The organism is Clostridium sp. CAG:43 (assembly GCF_000434655.1).
Lineage (GTDB): Bacteria > Bacillota > Clostridia > Lachnospirales > Lachnospiraceae > Otoolea > Otoolea fessa.
Map to the genome: position 1 here is coordinate 1 of NZ_FR895031.1, position 16,186 is coordinate 16,186.

Below are 16,186 nucleotides of genomic sequence, written 5' to 3' on the forward strand. Positions count from 1 at the left end.
GAATGCAGCTATCAATATTTGCAGGGAAGGGTTGAGGATATCGGGAGTTGAACTTGATACAGAAAGAAAAATTTCCTGATTTCCCCCAAAAAACGTAGATTTTGTTCGGGACTGTGTAGATACGAAACAGTCCCGTTCATAATAACAGAACCGTGGGACACACGGGGATAGCTCGCCTATGCTTTGCCCAATAGGGCAATCGAACGAGAAGCCCCCACTTCAAGCGTTAGCTAAGTGGAGGGAGTATGTCACTGAGTGCATTTCAGCGACGATTCAATAAACCGTGAAATCATATTCCACTCATAGCTCTGTTCCAGCCACGCAAATTTGATCGGGTACCGCGCTTCTTCCCCGAGCGTAAAGACATGGAGTGTATCCAGCTGTTCCTTGCTGAGAATAGAAAATGCGAGGTTTTTTGGGCTGATGCAGGCACCTTTTCCCATCGCGCAGAGGGCAAGCAGGGTAGCGATGTTGTCAGAGCAGGCATGAACCGAGGGGACGAAGTTGTCTGTCGCGAGGATATTCCGCCCGATGCGTCCGACTAGATCATGTTCACGGTTTAGGAGAAACGGACATGGAGCCAGAAGGGAGTAGCGGTGATGGCGGCTGACTTCCTGAATAATGGCTTCGGTCTGTTTGCCGTAAATGTTCTGCAGCAGGGCAGTGGAGACGATGAGAACCATCTCTTCCTCATAGAAATCCCGCAGAATGATGCCGGGAATGCGAACTGAAAAATTGGCGATCGCCAGATCAATTGTGCCGTCCAGCAGGTATTTTTGCAGCACATCGTTGGAAGATTCGACGAGTTCCATATCCACGCCGGGATATTCCTTTTGAAAGGCGGCGATCAGCTCCGGCATGATGGCGTGTCCGCGCGTGAATGCGATGCCGATCCGCAGTTTTCCTGTCTGGTTATTTAAAATATCGCCAAATTCGTGAAGCATACAGTCATATTTTGTATTAAATTCCGTTGCATAGCGCAGAAATACCTCCCCCGCATAGGTAAGCTCCAGTGGGATGTGACGGATTAGGAGCGGACATCCAAGCTCCCGCTCGATTCCGGCGATATGGGCGCTTAATGTCTGCTGGGTAATATGCAGCGCATCGGCGGCCCTAGTGAAGCTGCGGTTTTTCGCAACTGCGGCAAAATATTCCATTGATTGAAAATTCATATTCGAATGACGCCTCTTTTCCCAAAACTTTCATCTTAAGTTTCTAAAAAGCATCGGACTATAAAAGTGGTCCTTCCAACTCAAACACTGTCCGCTGCAGCTGCGCGATCAGCAGGCTGGCAGCTGGGGACGCTTTTTTTGCTGACGGAATCCGGACGCCGAGCACGCGCTCCATCGGCGGATTGAGCGGCAGCCGGACAACATTTTTAGAAATATCGCGGACGACCAGCTCCGGCAGGATGCAGACCCCCAGGTTGTGGCTGACCATCGCGAGCATGGAGTAGGTGTTCTGCGAGGTAAACACTGGCTTGGGCGGTGCGATACCGAGCTGCTGGAACTGGCGCAGCAGGTCGGTTTCACCTTTTTCTTCTATATAAGAAACCTTGGGAAGATCTTTTAAGTCAAAGCGCTCATATTCTGCATAAGGGGAATCGTTCGCGCAGACAGCCAGGTAGGGTTCTTTTTTCAGGGGAAGCCAGTCCATCTTTCCGTCCGGGTGGGGACCGACGATGCCGAAATCGATGGAGCCATTTTCCAGCCATCCTTCAATCTCCTGTGAACACCCCTCCAGCACTTCAACGGTCATATCCGGGTAATCGGTAAGAAACTTTTTGAGGGCGGGCGGCAGCCATTGGACGGAAGCGCTTAAGTAAGCGCCGATCCGGATGTGCCCGGTCTGGACACCCCGGATGGAGGCAGCTGTCTGATCAAAATATTCCGCCGCCGCCAGCGTCCGCCGGATCGGGGAAAGCAGTGCCTCGCCGTCCCGCGTCAGGGCAAGTCCTCTCTGGGAACGCGAAAACAGGGAAAACCCGAGTTCTGTTTCAATATTTCGCAGCATATGGCTTGCCGCCGACTGCGTGTAACCGTTTTTCTGGGCGGCCCGCGTCAGGTTATTTTCTTCTGCAATGGCTAAAAAAAGCCGCATATCTTTGAGATCCAAAAAATACTCCCTCCATTTTCGTAATAAGCGTTCGGTCTGATTCATAAAATGTACAGAGCTGACAGATACCAAAGGAGGATGAGAAAATTTGTAAGAATTACGTAGAATACAAATCTGATTCATACGGAATATCCGGGCGGATTACATGGGTGCGTATGCGGCGGACATTCATTCCGAGGGCTCTGCCAAGTGTCCCTAGTATATCATATTCGTGAAAGAAATGGGAGAAAAAGATAGAAATATGCTCACGATCTCAAATACAACATAAAAATTTCATTTAAATGAAACACACAAAAGGTTAAAAAATAAACAAATGGTAAACAAAATTCGTGAAACTTAGAAAGAAAATGGACAAAATTCCGAACGGGAGTCTAACGGAAAATGGTGCAGTTGTAGATAAAATATCATGATATCTTGTGTATTTATACTAATTGACGCTCGAAAAAGTGCAATTTATTTCATGAAAAAAACAGACGAATTCATGATTCTACGCTATATCATGAAAATTCTGCATAATAAATTCAAATAATTTTGTTGAACAAATTTCACTTTAGTGATATAATTTTTTCAAAAGCAAGAAGTTTTTTGAGCGAATTGAAAAACTTGCTTAGCCAGCGCGCGGCACTACATCAAATAAAGGGGGAACTTTATATGGAAGCAATTAACAACATCGTCAATATGTTGAACGGACCCATTTGGGGCGTTGGAATGTTAGTTCTGATTGTTGGTAGTGGTTTATACTTTACAATCCGTCTCGGCTTTTTCCAGTTTGTTCATTTCAAAGATATGTGGAGCCGAATCATTGACAAGTCGGAGTCTGAATCCGGTATTTCTTCATTCGCATCCTTCTGTACGACCATGGCGATGCGTGTTGGTACCGGTAACGTAGCCGGTGTAGCCGTAGCTCTTTACATGGGCGGTCCTGGTGCACTCTTCTGGATGGTCCTCGCTGGTATGACAAACTCTGCTGTTTGCTTTACTGAGTGTACATTATCCGTACTTTATAAGAACCGTATCGATGGTCAGTATCGAAGCGGTGGTGCTTACTGTGCTGAGAGAGGTCTTGGCTGGAAAGCTTATGGTACTTTCTATGCAGCATTCTTCGGACTGGGCGTTGTATTATTCATGCCGGCAGCAGCTACCTATACAATCTGCGATGGATTTAAGAACGCTTTAGGTATTCCGATGTGGATTACGGCTCTGGTTATCGCACTGGCTATGGCAGTTGTAGTTATGGGTGGTGTTAAACGAATCAGTTCTGTAGCATCTATGCTGGTTCCGCCGATGGTAGGCATTTACCTGATTGCAACAGTCGTTATCTTAATCGCAAACGCAGGTCAGATTCCGAGCGTTATCGCTCAGGTTGTATCCTGTGCATTTGGTTCCAAAGAAGCTCTTCTGGGCGGCGGCGTTGGTATCGCTATCCAGCAGGGTGTTAAACGAGGCACATTCTCATCTGCATCTGGTATGGGTGAGTCCATGCCGACTGCAGCAGCAGCAGAGACCAGCCACCCGATTAAACAGGGTATGGCAAACGCAGCTGGTGTTTGGCTGGATACCGTTATCGTATGTACCGCTTCTGGTCTGATGATGCTCTTAAGCGGATGCTACAATACACAGTTTGGTTACATCGGTGGTACCGGTGCAATGCACGATCAGATGGCTCAGTTAGCAGCAGATGGAACATATGGCGTTATCTTCGTTCAGAATGCCTGCAGCACCGTTATGGGAAGTATTGCTCCTCTGTTCATTGCTATCATGCTGGCTCTGTTCTCCTTTACCTGCTTAATCAGCTACTATTACGAGGGCGAGACTTCGGTTCTTTACCTGTTCCAGGGCGATGATAAAGCAGCTACCCGTAAAGTGGTTATCAGAATTATGCAGATTGTTATGCCTATCCTTATCTTCATCTGGGGCAATATCGATTCCGGTCTGGCTTGGAACCTTTCTGACCTTGCACTGGGTGGATCTACATGGATCAATATGTTAGTTGTACTGCTTCTGTCTCCGAAGGTATTTGCACTGTACAAAGACTATGAAGAGCAGATGAAAGCAAAGAAAGATCCGTACTACAACCCGGATAAGCTTTGCTGGAAGGGCGTAGACGTTGAGATGTGGAAAGACATCAACAAAAAACGTATCGCAGAAGATAAATAATCGGATGTGAATCGTTACATATTATTAGATATAGAGCTTAACTCCTAGAGTCTAATATAAAAGGCAGTCCCTGTCGTGTGGCAGGGGCTGTTTTTTTGCCATTATATAGATAATGTCTATGATAGAAATGGTAATTTTTTGTAAATTGTCATTGACGATCCAGCCGCCGCGCGATACAATCAACCGCGAAAGGCGGTAATGGTATGGTACAGAAAGTGATTCGGGATCGCCTGGATGCGATCCTTCATTGGAATATATCCCTGGTCGGGGGATTTCTCGGAGCCTATGCGATTTTGCTTCATGTCGGAAACTTTGGCTCTGCTCAGACAGGCAACCTGATGGAGATGGGAGCGGAACTGGTGTCGATGGAGTGGTTTAACGTCCTTCTGCGTCTGGCTGCGCTGGTGCTGTTTGGACTGGGCGTGGCATCCGCATATCTGCTCACGAACTTTACGAAGATAAACATGCGGAAACTTGCCCTCTGGGTGGATGCGGCTGCGCTGGCACTGGCGTCGATGCTGCCGCTTGAACCGGCGCTGGTCGGAATTTATCCGATTTTCTTTGCATCCGCATTTCAGTGGGGCGTCTATTCCGGTGCCGACGGATTTAACAGCGCGACGATCTTTATGACGAACAACTTCAAACAGTCGGTGCTTGGCTGGCTGCAGTACGGTCTGACAAAGGATAAGGAATTTAAGAGAAAAGCAATTCTTTATACCTATACGGTCATCAGCTTTTTCCTGGGCGTGGTACTCGGAGCGTGGGCGGTCGGTCAGTTCGGCATCTACAGCGCCTATGTAGGCTTTCTGCCATTGGCGGTTGCGAGAACCTTTATCGCGGTCGGTACGGCTCCGCTTGAAAGTGAGACTCCGGAGGAGACGGCAGTCGAGGCGGCAGAGGAGATGGAAGAAGCAGAGAAGCTGGAGAAGGAGCAGAAGCTGTAAAGTCTGTTCCCTGCAAGTTTTCTACAAGATGCAGGAAAGAAAAACGGCAGGAAACAGGCTTCGGCGGGAACAGGATGCGGAAAAATGCAGGCGCTTAAGAACAGCAAACGTGAAGCAGTGGACAGATTGCTTTAATGCTGGTGATATTGCTGCTGTAGAAATTTTCCCAGTATTCCTACTCCTTGATATAGCGCCGCAGACATAATACATAAAAGAATAATACTCATCACAACCATATCCATCTGGAATACCTGTGAGCCGTAGATGATCAGATATCCGAGTCCCTGTTTGGCAGCGAGAAATTCACCGATGATGACGCCAACCAGGCAGAGACCGATGTTGACCTTCATGTTGGCGAGAATCAGCGGGATTGAGCCTGGCAGCAGGACTTTGGTTAAAATATGAATCCGGTTTCCTCCGAGGGACCGGATTAGTTTGATCTGGTCGGGATCCATCGAGGAAAATCCGTTGTGGAGTGTCAGGATCGAGCCGAAGACAGCGACCGAGATGGAGGCAACGATGATCGTGCGGATGTTGCTCCCAAGCCAGACGATGAGAATCGGGGCGAGGGCGGATTTCGGCAGACTGTTGAGCATGACGAGATACGGCTCCAGAATCTCTGAAAGATTCCGGCTCGACCAGAGGAGAACCGCGCCGATCAGCCCGAAGAGGATGACCAGTGTAAAGCTGATCAGCGTTTCATAGAGCGTCACGCCGGTGTGGATGAGGATGCTTTTGTCCTGCATCATCCGTAGGAAACAGCGCACGGTGCGTGACGGGGAACTGAAAATAAACGCGTCGATGAGCCCCAGTCGGGCGCTCATTTCCCAGCATATTAAAAAGAAAACGAATAAGAAAATTCGGCAGAAGAGAACCAGACGGCGCCGATGGAGCTGGCGGCGGAGGTAGGCTTTCTGGGCGGTGGATTCTTTCTTACATTTCATACTTTTTTCCCTCCCCTTTCCCTTGCAGTGTCTTCCATAGTTCATTGAAATAAAGAGAAAAAGCCGGATCATTCCGGCGTTCCAGCGGTCGGTTAGCGGACAGCGGGAAGGTAACCGGCAGGATGCGGCAGATGGTTCCGGGGCGTTTAGTCAGAACCAGGATGCGGTCGGCGGCACTCACGGCTTCGGAGAGGTCGTGGGTGATCAGAATCGCTGTTTTGCGGCTCTCCCGGATGATGGTGCTGATATCGTCGCAGACGGTTAAGCGTGTCTGATAATCGAGCGCCGAAAATGGTTCGTCGAGAAGCAGAAGCTCCGGTTCCAGCGCCAGTGTCCGGATCAGGGCGGCGCGCTGGCGCATTCCACCGGATAGTTCGGAGGGGCGGGAATGCTCAAATTGTTCCAGTCCGTAGATTTTTAAGAGCCGGTGGAGGCGGTCTTCCGCGGCATGATCCATTTTTTTCTGAATTTCCAGCCCGAGGGCAGCATTCTGGATGATCGTCCTCCACTCGAAAAGCTGGTCGCTTTGCAGCATATAACCGATGCGGCACTGGCTTTTCGAGAGCGGAACCCCATTTATAAGAATGGAACCCTCTTCCGGCGGCAGGAGCCCGCTGATTAAGGAGAGCAGCGTGGATTTTCCACAGCCGGACGGTCCGACAATGGCGATAAATTCGCCGGTTTCTACCTGAAATGATATATCAGAAAGGGCTTTCGTCTCCCCGGATATCGTGTGGTAGGAGTAGGAAAGCCCGGAAACTTCCAGAATGGGCGGCATAAGCAAATACCTGGGTAACTGTGTATCAGTGGGACAGTTACGCTCCTTGAAACATTCTTACTTTAAAATATGCAGAAATGAAAAGCCGGGTTACTGTACACGGGTAGGCACTTTTGGAACCGAAAGTGCCGTAAGAAAACGTGGTGGCAGCAGGAATTTGCCGTATTGAAATGCGAAGCCACGGCAAATTCCGTTACTGGACACGTATGCGTGTACAGTAACAAAGCCGGGTTACAGGTTGTGTGAGAAGCGTCTTGCATTGGTTGACCCGTGTGGAAAAGAGATGCTATAATAAAATATAGGTAATTATGGAGAGAAAAGCGCTTATAGACAGGATACAGGGGGTATTTATGATACGCAGATATACAGTGGCATTGATGCAGATGGATACACAGAATGATAAAGGAAAGAATCTGGAGACGGCATGCGCCTGGATTGACGAGGCGGCGGCAAAAGGGGCGAAGCTTATCTGTTTCCCGGAGGTGATGAATCTGATCGGCAAAAATATCGGTGAAGGCGGCGGACGCGAGGAAATTCCGGGGTACACGACCGAGCGCCTCTGCGCGAAAGCGAAGGAACACGGCGTCTATATTCACGGGGGCAGTATCACGCAGGCACTTCCGGGGGAAAAACGATCGGCAAATACGAGTGTGCTGATTTCGCCGGAGGGGAAGATTCTGGCGACATACAGCAAACTGCATATGTTTGACATCACACTGGCGGACGGCACGCCGTACCGGGAGTCGGACCGGGTCAAACCGGGCGATTCGATTGTGACGGTGGAGACGGAGCTGGGCGTTTTTGGAATGTCGATCTGCTATGATGTGCGTTTTCCGGAGATTTACCGGCTCATGGCGCTTCGCGGGGCGCAGGTTATCTTTGTTCCAGCGAGCTTTACGATGCCGACGGGAAAGGATCACTGGGAGGTTCTTCTGCGGGCGCGGGCGATCGAGAACGGCTGTTACATCGTGGCACCGGGACAGATTGGACAGAAACCGGCGTATGCGGCATACGGCAACAGCCTGGTGGCGGATCCGTGGGGAACGGTGATTGCACGGTCAAAGGATGCACCGGGGATCACCTATGCGGAGATTGATTTAGATTATCTGGATAAGATACGGAAGCAGATTCCGTCGCTGGAAAACCGGCGGAGTGATTTGTATGAAGTGAGTGAGAAGAAGTAAGGCGTGAATATTTTCAGCCGACAAAATGGCGTGTGGACGGAAATGAAAAACGGGTGTATTCGGGCAAATGGATAAAAAGGACAGAGAAAAATGGAGTCCAGGGGGGAAAACCATGGTAAAGGTGTTTCTGGTAGAGGATGAGGCGATCATCCGGCACGGTATACGGGATAATATTGACTGGGCGAGCCACGGATTTGAATTTGCGGGGGAGGCGGGCGACGGCGAGTACGCGTATCCGCTGATATTGAAGGCACAGCCGGATATTCTGGTAACGGATATCAAGATGCCGTTTATGGACGGGCTGGAGCTGAGCCGTCTGGTGAAAAAGGCGCTTCCGCGCACGCGGATCATCGTGCTCAGCGGCTACAATGAATTTGAATATGCAAAAGAGGCGATCAAGATAGGAATCAGCGATTATCTGCTGAAACCGGTATCCTCGGCGGGACTTATCGACGCGTTGAAAAAGGCGGCGGACGAGATACGGGAAGAACGGGAAAATTCGAGGCTTCTGGAGCGGTATTTTGTCAGCTACGAAAAATATACGGAATTTCTGGATAAAACGGATTACAGCGGTGTTGACCGGAAGCTCATCAACGATTTTTTAAAGCTCGGCTCAGTCGAAGAGTGCAGTCCGTTTGTCGAGGAGTATTTCGCAGCGATCGGTGAACATAATTACAAATCGCTCTTGCTGCGTCAGTATATGACGATGGATATTTTTTACTGTGTGCAGGAGTTTTTGAAGAAATTGAAAGCGGAGCCGCCGGAGGTTCCGGAAAGCGTGGTTGACATAAAACGGGTTCCGAAGGTGATCGAGAGCGTGGAGATGACGAAGGCCTATCTGATCGAGGAGTTTACGGCTGCCCTGCAGGCGCGTGACCGGGCGTCGAACGACCGTTATGGCAGCGTGATCCGGGATGCAAAGGAATATATCCGGGCAAATTTCAGCCAGAGCGACCTGTCACTGAACCGGATTGCCGTGCACATTGGCGTCAGTCCGAGCTATTTCAGCTCGATTTTCAAGCAGGAGACGGGGCAGTCCTTTGTGGAGTATCTGACGCAGGTGCGGATGGAACGAGCATGTGAGCTCTTGAAATGTACCTCCTACCGGACTTCCGAGATAGGAGAGCAGGTGGGATACAACGATTCACACTATTTCAGCTCGGCGTTCAAGAAAGCGATGGGGCAGTCGCCGAAAGAGTATAAGGCGAGCCAGACGCGGCAGGAGTAAGATGTTCAAAAATGGAGGAAAGATATGGGAGTGGAGCAGGGGCAGATTGGAAAAACAGAAGAGATGGCAGATTTGAATAAAAATCAGGATCCGGGCGTTGATTCGTTATCCGCTGCCCGTCCATATCGCCCTCTTTCTCTTCGTGCCCGTCTGATCCTTCTCCTCTTCGTGATTGCCATTCCATTAACAGGCATGGCGCTCGGGTTCCAGAAGATGATCGCCTCCTATTCTGCTTCCTATGACGCGATTCTGGCGAATCTAAAGACGGCGAATGAGTACAACATAAAGTTCAAATCGGATATGGAGTATTCGATGTACCGTGTTATGATCGGGCTGATCGACGCGGAACAGTTCGAAAATGGAGATATTGTCGAGGGCGAGACGAAGTATGCGACGGTGGTCAAGAATCCCCACAGCCTGATTGCGTCGGCGAGACAGGCGTTCGGAACGACGATCGAGCGGGAACCGGGGTCGGACTGTGATATCAAGATAAGAGGTATCCTCTCCTGTCTGGATTCCCTGGAGCGGGCAGTGGATAAAATGATTGGAAATGCCGCCGCCGGTGGATATTACGATGAAAATGTCAATATCTGGGAGAATGACATCCAGGGTCTGTGCTCGATGATTCAGGATTACATCACGCAGTATACCTATTATGAGATGATCAACATGGAGCAGCTTCAGAAAGAGCTGAAGGTGCAGATGGCGGATCAGATGCAGAGCTATCTGGCGCTTCTTCTGGTGGTGCTGGTGATCGGTATGTTTCTGGCAGTCACGATCACGAAATCCATCACGGAACCGCTGCAGCAGTTACAGAGGACGGCAGAACAGCTCGGCCGCGGGAACCTGAATGCGAGGGCGAGAACGGGCGGACTGGAAGAGATCAACGTGCTGGCACGGGCGTTTAACCAGATGAGCGACCGCATCCGGCGGCTGCTTGATAAGACGAGGCAGGAGCAGAAGAACCTGCGGGAGCTGGAGCTGCGCCTCCACCAGGAGCAGATCAGTCCCCATTTCCTCTATAATACACTTGATTCGATCGTATGGATGGCAGAGGGCGGCAACAACCGCCAGGTCGTGGAGATGACGACAGATTTAAGCGACTTTTTTCGCACGGTTTTATCGGGCGGGCGCGATTTCATCACGATCGAGGAGGAAGAATCACACATCCGGAGCTATTTAAAGATTCAGAAGATCCGGTACGAGGACATTCTCGACTATTCGATCGAGATCGAGCCGTCCATCCGGCACCGGATTGTGCTGAAAATGCTGCTGCAGCCGCTGGTGGAAAATGCCCTCTACCACGGCATCAAAAATAAGCGCGGCGGCGGATGCATTGTGCTCCGCGGCTATGAGGATCGGAATGGGCTTGTCTTTGAGGTGGAGGACGATGGGATTGGCATGGATGAGGCGGAGCTTGCCGCCGTGCGCGCCAAGCTGACAATGGAGCCGGAAGAGGAACTTGCCCCGATCGGCAGCGGCGGATTTGGGTTACATAATGTGGCACAGCGGATTCAGATGTATTATGGCGATCAGGCTGAGATCCTGGTTGAATCTGAAAAGAATATCGGCACCTGCTTTAAGGTTTATTTGGGAAATCAAAAAAAATCATAACTTTTTCGAAAAAAATTGTAATTTTTTAAAGACATACCCGGAAAAACACAGAAAACGACAAACATCGCAAAAAAATAATATACCTTTTTCCAAAGATGCCCCGTATCCATGATGCGGGGTGCTTTGTTATAATAAATACGCAAAAACAAATATATTGGGTCTTATAAGGAGGAAACAGTATGAGAAAAAGATTAGTGTCCGCAGCTTTAGCAGCAGCAATGGCGTTATCCATGACCGCTTGTACAAGCAATCCGGCTGAGAAAGAGACGGAGGCAGCAGCTCCGGCTGATACAGAGGCAGCAGAAGAGGGCGAAGAGAAAGAAGCGGCAGCAGACGGCGATCTGATTACCGTAGGTTATGCACAGGTTGGTGCTGAGTCTGACTGGAGAACAGCCAACACCGAATCTTTCAAATCTACATTTACTGAGGAAAATGGTTACAAACTGATTTTTGACGATGCACAGCAGAAACAGGAAAATCAGATTAAGGCAATCCGTTCTTTCATCCAGCAGGGTGTTGACTACATCGTAGTTGCTCCGGTTGTTGAGACTGGCTGGGAGACCGTTCTGGAAGAAGCAAAAGAGGCTGGTATCCCGGTTATCCTTTCTGACCGTCAGATGCAGCTTTCCGATGACAGCCTGTATGAGGCATGGGTAGGCGGAAACTTCGTAAAAGAAGGCGAGACCTGTGGTGACTGGCTGGCTGATTACTTAGAGAAACAGGGACGCGGTGACGAAGAGATCAACATGGTTACCATTCAGGGTACCATCGGTGCATCCGCACAGGTTGGACGTACAGAAGGTATGGACAACAAGTTAGCAGAGCACTCCAACTGGAAGATGCTTGACAGACAGTCTGGTGAGTTCACCCAGGCAAAAGGACAGGAAGTTATGGAGTCCTTCTTAAAGAGCTATGATGACATCGACGTTGTTATCTGTGAGAATGATAACGAGGCATTTGGTGCTATCGATGCTATCAAGGCAGCAGGCAAGACCTGTGGTCCGGAGGGCGACATCATCGTTGTAAGTTTTGACTCTGTAAAGGCAGCTTTCGAGTCCATGATCGCTGGCGACTTAAACGCAACCTTCGAGTGCAACCCGCTTCATGGTCCGCGTGTAGCTGAAATCATCCAGAAGCTGGAAAAAGGCGAAGAAGTTGAGAAGATTCAGTACGTAGACGAAGCATACTTCGATACAAGCATGGATCTGGAAGAAATCTTAAAGACAAGAGCTTACTAATTCGATTTTGAATGGTATTTTTAAATGTAAATAATCGGACAGGCAATCGCTTTTGACCGTAAGTGAATGAGTGTCAGACCGGAGGTTTCGGCGGACGGCAGGCACTTGGCAATCAGGAGGCGCGGGGCTGGAGGCTTAGGTTTCCGTCCCTGCGCTTTCTTTTTCAAAAAATAAGGAGGCAAAGCTTTTATGGAAAAGGATTCCGTTCTTGAGATGAGGCATATTTATAAGACATTCCCGGGTGTAAAAGCTCTGCAGAATGTGGATTTTACCTTAAAAAAAGGCGAAATTCATGCCCTGATGGGGGAAAATGGCGCAGGAAAATCCACGCTGATCAAAGTCCTGACGGGTGTAGAGGAGTTTGAAACAGGGGAAATCATGATAGACGGCTGCGATCATGCGATCATCAACCGCAGCCCGCAGGAAGCACAGAACCGGGGCATCAGCACCGTGTATCAGGAAGTCAATCTCTGTCCGAACCTGACGGTTGCAGAGAATTTGTTTATCGGACGCGAACCGCGAAAAGGCGGATTGATTGACTGGAAAACAATGAATAAAAAGGCCAGCAAACTGCTGCAGGACCTTGACATACATGCAGATGTAACACAGACGATCGACAATTATTCGATTGCAATTCAGCAGATGGTAGCGATCGCCCGTGCAGTCGATATGTCGGCAAAGGTATTGATTCTTGATGAGCCGACCTCCTCCCTCGATGATGGGGAGGTAGAAAAGCTCTTTAATCTGATGCGCCGCTTGAAATCCGAAGGCGTCGGCATCATATTCGTTACCCATTTCCTGGAGCAGGTGTATGCAGTCTGCGATAAGATCACCGTTCTTCGGAATGGGCAGCTGGTAGGACAATTTACGACGGCGGAGCTTCCGAGAGTCCAGCTGGTTGCCAAGATGATGGGAAAGGATTTCGATGATCTGGCAGCGATCAAGGATTCCAAGAGTGAGGAGAAACACGGCGAAGAGGACATCGTCATCAAGGCGGTGGGACTCGGAAAGAAAGGATACATAAAGCCGTTTGATCTGGTGATTCACAAGGGTGAAGTCGTCGGATTTACCGGGCTTCTGGGTTCGGGACGTTCTGAGACGGTCCGTGTCCTCTATGGAGCGGAAAAACCGGATGAGGGCGAGCTGAGCGTCAAGGGCAGACCAATCGCGGCGCGCCACCCGCTGACTTCGATGAATGCCGGCATGGCATATCTGCCGGAGGATCGGAAAAACGAGGGTATCATCGCGGATCTGTCCGTGCGTGAGAACCTGATCATGGCACTTCAGGCAAAACGCGGTATGTTCCACCTGCTCAGCCGCAAGCAGCAGGAAGAATTTACCGATAAGTATATTGATATGCTGCAGATTAAGACCGCCAGCCGTGAGACACCGATCAAATCACTCTCCGGCGGCAACCAGCAGAAGGTAATCATCGGACGCTGGCTTCTGACCAACCCGGATTTCCTGATTCTGGATGAGCCGACCCGTGGTATCGACGTCGGAACCAAGACAGAGATTCAGAAACTGGTCGTAAAACTGGCAGAACAGGGCATGGCAGTCGTGTTTATTTCTTCCGAGATCGAGGAGATGCTCCGTACCTGCGACCGCATGGTCGTTATGCGCGATGGTGCAAAGGTAGGAGAACTTTCCGAGGATGAGATGAATCAGTCCAACATTATGTCAACCATTGCAGGAGGGCAGTAGCTATGAAAAATATGACGTTCAAAAAAATTAGCTCGCAGAGGCTGTTTCTCCCGATTTTCTGCCTTGCGCTGGTATTGCTGATAAATATCGTCACGACGCCGAACTTCTTCGCGATCGAGGTGCGGAACGGCGTTCTCTACGGATACTTAATCGATATCATCAACCGTGCGTCAGAGCTGGTGATTCTGGCAGTCGGCATGACGCTTGTCGTATCGTCCTCCGCTGGAACGGATATTTCCGTCGGCGCGATCATGGCGGTCAGTGCGGCAGTCTGCTGCAACCTCTTAACCGGCGGCGAGCGCGCAGCAACTGCATATGCCAATCCGCTGATTCTCGGCTTCCTGGCAGCGCTCATCGTCGGCGCGGCGATTGGCTGCTTTAACGGTTTTCTGGTTGCAAAGTTAAACATCCAGCCGATGGTAGCGACTCTTATCATGTTTACCGCCGGGCGCGGTATCGCCCAGCTGATCACGGATGGACAGATCACATACGTGCGCGTGGACAGCTACCGCACCCTGGGCGCTTCCCTTCCTGGATTCCCGGTTCCGACCCCGTTTATCGTGGCGGTCGTCGTTGTGGCGCTGACTTCATTACTCTTGAAGAAAACGGCACTGGGTATGTACATCCAGTCGGTCGGTATCAATAAACGTGCGTCCCAGCTCGTCGGCATCAAGTCGGTCATGATTATTTTCCTTACCTATGCGTACTGTGGACTCTGCTCCGGTCTTTCAGGTCTGATTGCTTCCAGCCGCATCTACTCGGCGGATGCGAATAACATCGGTCTTAATATGGAGCTGGATGCGATTCTGGCAGTTGCCATCGGCGGAAACTCCCTCGGCGGCGGTAAATTCTCGCTGGCAGGTTCCGTCATCGGCGCGTATACGATTCAGGCGCTGACGACCACCCTGTATGCGATGCACGTATCCTCGGATCAGGTTCCGGTTTACAAGGCGATCGTGGTTGTCATCATCGTAGCACTCCAGTCTCCGGGATTTGCTAGATGGAGAAAATCCCTGGCACAGAAAAAAGAATTGAGCGCGGCAGGAAAGGAGGCGGCATAAATCATGAAAGAAAAGAAGAAATTAAATCAGAACACGTTCCTGCTTCTTGTCACGATCCTGCTGTTCTTCGTGATGTACGCGATCGGCTGCGTGCTCTTTAACGCACAGGGCTTTGCCAAGACACAGAACTTCTTAAACCTCTTTATTTCCAATGCGGGTCTGATTGTTATCGGTATCGGCATGACGATCGTCATGATCACCGGCGGTATCGATATCAGCGTCGGTTCCTTCGTGGCGATGGGCTGTATGATGCTGGCATGGATGATGGAAAAAGGCGGTATTGGTGCGGTTCCGGCGGTTCTCATCGTGCTGGTGACCGGGATTGTCTTTGGTCTGGTACAGGGATTCCTGGTTGCCTACATGGATATCCAGCCATTTATTGTTACCCTGGCGGGTATGTTCTTTGCCCGCGGCATGACCGCGATCATTTCCAAGGACATGATCAGTATTACGAATGAAACTTTCATGGCATGGGCGAAGATGAAACTTTACATTCCGTTCGGCGGCTATCTCAACAAAAAAGGCATGATGATTTATCCGTATATCTATCCGACGGTTGTGATTGCGCTGGTGCTTCTGGTTCTGGCATTTATTATGCTGAAATATACGAAATTCGGACGCAGCATCTACGCGATCGGCGGAAACGAGCAGTCAGCGCTGATGATGGGCTTGAATGTGCGCCGGGTAAAGCTGAAAGCTTATATCCTGGACGGTTTCCTTTGCGGTGTCGGCAGCATCCTGTTCTGTCTGAATACGCTGGGCGGCTTCGTTGAGCAGGCAAAGGGCTTCGAGATGGATGCGATCGCTTCCTCTGTTATCGGCGGCACACTCTTAACCGGCGGTGTCGGCAATGTATTCGGAACTTTGTTTGGCGTCCTCATCAAGGCGACGATCGAGGCATTTATCACTTTCCAGGGAACCCTTTCTTCCTGGTGGACCCGTATCACGATCGCGGCACTCTTATGCTTCTTTATCGTGCTTCAGTCGATTCTTGCGATGGTAAAGAAGAAAAAGTAGAAATCCTCTTCCAGAGACAAACAAACTGTCATGGATGTCTGGTATGACAGCATCAAGATAGAACAGTCAAAGTGACGGGAATATTCCTGCAAAGAGGGAGGAGACATCTGAAAAAAGTACAGTACATATCAGAAACAATATAAAGTTGTATTCTCTTAGTTCGACATGATTCGAGAGAAAATTAGAGAAATTATACATGATG

The 16,186-nt window shown here is 49.9% G+C and carries 13 protein-coding genes; 9 read left to right on the forward strand and 4 right to left on the reverse strand.

From position 1 onward, the window contains the following. Positions 1-248: 248 nt before the first annotated feature. Positions 249-1,172, reverse strand: a complete 924-nt coding sequence (locus QVO97_RS02925; protein ID WP_022358921.1) for a LysR family transcriptional regulator — start codon at positions 1,170-1,172, stop codon at positions 249-251. 58 nt (positions 1,173-1,230) lie between these two features. After that, positions 1,231-2,115 (reverse strand): LysR family transcriptional regulator, encoded by an 885-nt coding sequence (locus tag QVO97_RS02930; RefSeq protein ID WP_022358922.1) that lies wholly within the window; start codon positions 2,113-2,115, stop codon positions 1,231-1,233. Positions 2,116-2,766: 651 nt separating this feature from the next. Here QVO97_RS02930 and QVO97_RS02935 point away from each other — a divergent pair. After that, positions 2,767-4,272, forward strand: coding sequence for an alanine/glycine:cation symporter family protein (locus QVO97_RS02935; protein WP_022358923.1), 1,506 nt, complete (start codon positions 2,767-2,769; stop codon positions 4,270-4,272). Positions 4,273-4,475: 203 nt separating this feature from the next. Continuing rightward, entirely contained in the window at positions 4,476-5,216 is a 741-nt protein-coding gene (locus QVO97_RS02940; RefSeq protein WP_022358924.1) for a YoaK family protein, read from the forward strand. A gap of 131 nt (positions 5,217-5,347) precedes the next feature. On the opposite strand, the gene QVO97_RS02945 is transcribed toward QVO97_RS02940, so the two are convergent. Further along, positions 5,348-6,160, reverse strand: a complete 813-nt coding sequence (locus tag QVO97_RS02945) for an ABC transporter permease (protein ID WP_022358925.1) — start codon at positions 6,158-6,160, stop codon at positions 5,348-5,350. Beyond that, entirely contained in the window at positions 6,150-6,938 is a 789-nt protein-coding gene (locus QVO97_RS02950) for an ABC transporter ATP-binding protein (RefSeq protein WP_022358926.1), read from the reverse strand. Before QVO97_RS02950 ends, QVO97_RS02945 begins: the two co-directional genes overlap by 11 nt. Before the next feature lie 350 nt (positions 6,939-7,288). Between QVO97_RS02950 and QVO97_RS02955 the strand changes: the two genes are divergently transcribed. The 7 genes from QVO97_RS02955 to QVO97_RS02985 all read left to right on the forward strand — a co-directional run bounded on the left by QVO97_RS02955 (position 7,289) and on the right by QVO97_RS02985 (position 15,984). Next, the gene (locus QVO97_RS02955) at positions 7,289-8,122 is read left to right on the forward strand and encodes a carbon-nitrogen hydrolase family protein (RefSeq protein WP_022358927.1); all 834 of its coding nucleotides are present in this window, start codon (positions 7,289-7,291) and stop codon (positions 8,120-8,122) included. 112 nt (positions 8,123-8,234) lie between these two features. Next, entirely contained in the window at positions 8,235-9,350 is a 1,116-nt protein-coding gene (locus QVO97_RS02960) for a response regulator transcription factor (protein ID WP_022358928.1), read from the forward strand. Between the two features lie 24 nt (positions 9,351-9,374). Continuing rightward, complete coding sequence (locus tag QVO97_RS02965; RefSeq protein ID WP_022358929.1) at positions 9,375-10,964, forward strand: sensor histidine kinase; 1,590 nt, start codon at positions 9,375-9,377, stop codon at positions 10,962-10,964. Between the two features lie 179 nt (positions 10,965-11,143). Then, positions 11,144-12,202, forward strand: coding sequence for an ABC transporter substrate-binding protein (locus QVO97_RS02970; protein WP_022358930.1), 1,059 nt, complete (start codon positions 11,144-11,146; stop codon positions 12,200-12,202). 189 nt (positions 12,203-12,391) lie between these two features. Continuing rightward, entirely contained in the window at positions 12,392-13,906 is a 1,515-nt protein-coding gene (locus QVO97_RS02975; protein WP_022358931.1) for a sugar ABC transporter ATP-binding protein, read from the forward strand. 2 nt (positions 13,907-13,908) lie between these two features. Then, on the forward strand, positions 13,909-14,967 hold the full coding sequence (locus QVO97_RS02980) for an ABC transporter permease (RefSeq protein ID WP_022358932.1): 1,059 nt from the start codon (positions 13,909-13,911) through the stop codon (positions 14,965-14,967). Positions 14,968-14,970: 3 nt separating this feature from the next. Beyond that, a complete protein-coding gene (locus tag QVO97_RS02985; protein ID WP_022358933.1) occupies positions 14,971-15,984 on the forward strand; it encodes an ABC transporter permease subunit in 1,014 nt (337 codons plus the stop codon). The last annotated feature ends 202 nt before the right edge of the window (positions 15,985-16,186 follow it).

Excerpts from the sequence above, each read along its gene's own strand:
- QVO97_RS02975 (WP_022358931.1), top strand. The coding sequence starts at position 12,392 with ATGGAAAAGGATTCCGTTCTTGAGATGAGGCATATTTATAAGACATTC.
- QVO97_RS02965 (WP_022358929.1), top strand. The coding sequence starts at position 9,375 with ATGGGAGTGGAGCAGGGGCAGATTGGAAAAACAGAAGAGATGGCAGAT.
- QVO97_RS02955 (WP_022358927.1), top strand. The coding sequence starts at position 7,289 with ATGATACGCAGATATACAGTGGCATTGATGCAGATGGATACACAGAAT.
- QVO97_RS02960 (WP_022358928.1), top strand. The coding sequence starts at position 8,235 with ATGGTAAAGGTGTTTCTGGTAGAGGATGAGGCGATCATCCGGCACGGT.
- QVO97_RS02945 (WP_022358925.1), bottom strand. The coding sequence starts at position 6,160 with ATGAAATGTAAGAAAGAATCCACCGCCCAGAAAGCCTACCTCCGCCGC.
- QVO97_RS02935 (WP_022358923.1), top strand. The coding sequence starts at position 2,767 with ATGGAAGCAATTAACAACATCGTCAATATGTTGAACGGACCCATTTGG.
- QVO97_RS02950 (WP_022358926.1), bottom strand. The coding sequence starts at position 6,938 with ATGCCGCCCATTCTGGAAGTTTCCGGGCTTTCCTACTCCTACCACACG.
- QVO97_RS02980 (WP_022358932.1), top strand. The coding sequence starts at position 13,909 with ATGAAAAATATGACGTTCAAAAAAATTAGCTCGCAGAGGCTGTTTCTC.
- QVO97_RS02970 (WP_022358930.1), top strand. The coding sequence starts at position 11,144 with ATGAGAAAAAGATTAGTGTCCGCAGCTTTAGCAGCAGCAATGGCGTTA.
- QVO97_RS02985 (WP_022358933.1), top strand. The coding sequence starts at position 14,971 with ATGAAAGAAAAGAAGAAATTAAATCAGAACACGTTCCTGCTTCTTGTC.
- QVO97_RS02940 (WP_022358924.1), top strand. The coding sequence starts at position 4,476 with ATGGTACAGAAAGTGATTCGGGATCGCCTGGATGCGATCCTTCATTGG.
- QVO97_RS02925 (WP_022358921.1), bottom strand. The coding sequence starts at position 1,172 with ATGAATTTTCAATCAATGGAATATTTTGCCGCAGTTGCGAAAAACCGC.